Here is a 1954-nt window from a genome sequence, read left to right as displayed (position 1 = left end):
ATTGACTGGTTCATGCCTTGGAGTGAACAGATAAAAGAAGAGTTTGGAATAAAGGACGATTAAATCGAAAATGTGATTTAATCGTCCTTTTTAGGTACACTATATAATTTGGCGCTTACAAGAAGAAATGAAAAGTATTATTGCTCCACTGATTACTTTCTTCAATATAATGGTATAATACTTATTTTTTTCTAATCTAACATTAATAAAACAGTCTAAAGTAATATAGTAATAAGTATAGTCAATTAAAAACATAATATCAGATATTAGCAACAGAGACATTATTGAAAAATGAATAAGATTTAAAGGACACCCTTGGCTAAGTAAAATATAATATTCACTAGTTGGAGTGAGCACATATATGAGCATTCTTAGGAAAATACTCAGACATAAAAATCTATATTTTAACACTATTCTTCAATTCTACCTTTCTTTATTTCAATAATCCTGTCAAAATTTATATTTTCAACTCCATCATGAGCACATATTATAATTGTTTTTCCTTCTTTCTTTAGTTCTTTAACCAAATTATCGAATTGATTCATACTATCAATATCCAGTCCTCTTGTTGGTTCATCTAATAATATTAAGTTTTGATTTTCCATGACAGCTTGGATAATTGCAGCTTTTTGTCGCATCCCAAGACTGTATTTTTTTATTGCAATTTTTGAATCAATATTTAATGAAAATAAATCACAATACTTTTTACATATATCATATGAAAATTTGCTTTTCAAATTATATAAAAATTTTAGATTATACAATAGAGTTTCATTTTCAATAAATGATGGATTTTCAATGACGGCACCAATATTACATCCTTCTCCATAAGTAATATTACCTCCATCTGCTTTTAATAAACCAGCAATTATTTTTAGTAAAGTTGTTTTACCACATCCGTTACTTCCAACAATTCTAACGAGTTCTCCTTCATTTATTGTTAGATTAATATCATTTAGAATATTGGTATTGTTGAAATCTTTAGATACGTTTTTTAAACTGATCATCATAAGTTGCTCCTTTTATTAGTAATAGAATTGGAAAAATAGAATTTGAGTAGACATGTTTATTACGAAGGGGATTAATAATATTAAAGCTTTCAAGTATTTATTAGTGATTTTCATATATAAGAATATGATTATCATATACAATGTGAATAAAATGTATTGAATTGCTACAAATGTAGCGTAGTGATAGTGATTATAGAAATTGTTGAAATATAAAAACATAGGAAAGATATAACCTATAACTATCGTTAATATATCTGTTGAAAATAATCTAGACAATACAATCTCATCAAATTTTTTATTTCCAATACGAACTATAGTATAATTTTTAATCGAATTATAATAATTAACAGTTTTAAGCAATAAGCAAATATATATATTATTCAAAACAAAAGTAAAGATATTTGCAGTTACTATTGAAACATCTACAACAAAAGAACCACTAAATATGTATAGCCACAATATTAATAGGTTTGATACTACAAAAACTAATAGGCCTTGTTTAAATAACTTATCCATCATATTTCATCCTATATTTAATGGCTATTGATAGTGTTACTATAGTTAAAATAATGAATATAATTGCTGCTATTGAGAAATTCAAAAAACCATATCTCATAAAAGCCATACCTGGTTGTAATAAGCTTGTTATCATAAGACTTTGACCTATTGTTTTAATTAAATCTGTAACGCCAAAAATCTTTTGAATAAGAGTGCTAAAAATGACAGAAAGTAAAATTGTGACAAAAAATGATGCTAGTGAAGTAAATCTATATAAATACATATTCTTTATAAATGAACTTAACGAAAATATAAAGCAATTTATTTAAATTTTATATCTAATTTGCGATTATCCGCATAAACACTATACTTTCAAGCACTTTGAAGTATAGAAAATTATTTAATTTACCACGAATTTACCACAATTGAATGAGCCTTGATATGAC

At 25.4% G+C, this 1954-nt stretch carries 1 protein-coding gene; it reads right to left on the bottom strand.

The annotated features are described in order from the left end of the window. Window positions 1-410 precede the first annotated feature (410 nt). Window positions 411-1010 (bottom strand): ATP-binding cassette domain-containing protein, encoded by a 600-nt coding sequence (locus tag H8909_RS12945; protein ID WP_238928312.1) that lies wholly within the window; start codon window positions 1008-1010, stop codon window positions 411-413. Window positions 1011-1954: the final 944 nt, after the last annotated feature.

It is taken from the genome of Catenibacterium faecis (genome assembly GCF_014306455.1).
In the GTDB taxonomy this organism is placed as follows: Bacteria; Bacillota_I; Bacilli_A; order Erysipelotrichales; family Coprobacillaceae; genus Catenibacterium; species Catenibacterium mitsuoka_A.
Note: the sequence above shows the minus strand (reverse complement) of the source record. Positions and strands in the feature narration are given on the sequence as shown.

Bases quoted from the DNA above. Each gene is read 5' to 3' on its own strand.
- H8909_RS12945 (WP_238928312.1), bottom strand. From the start codon at position 1,010: ATGATGATCAGTTTAAAAAACGTATCTAAAGATTTCAACAATACCAAT.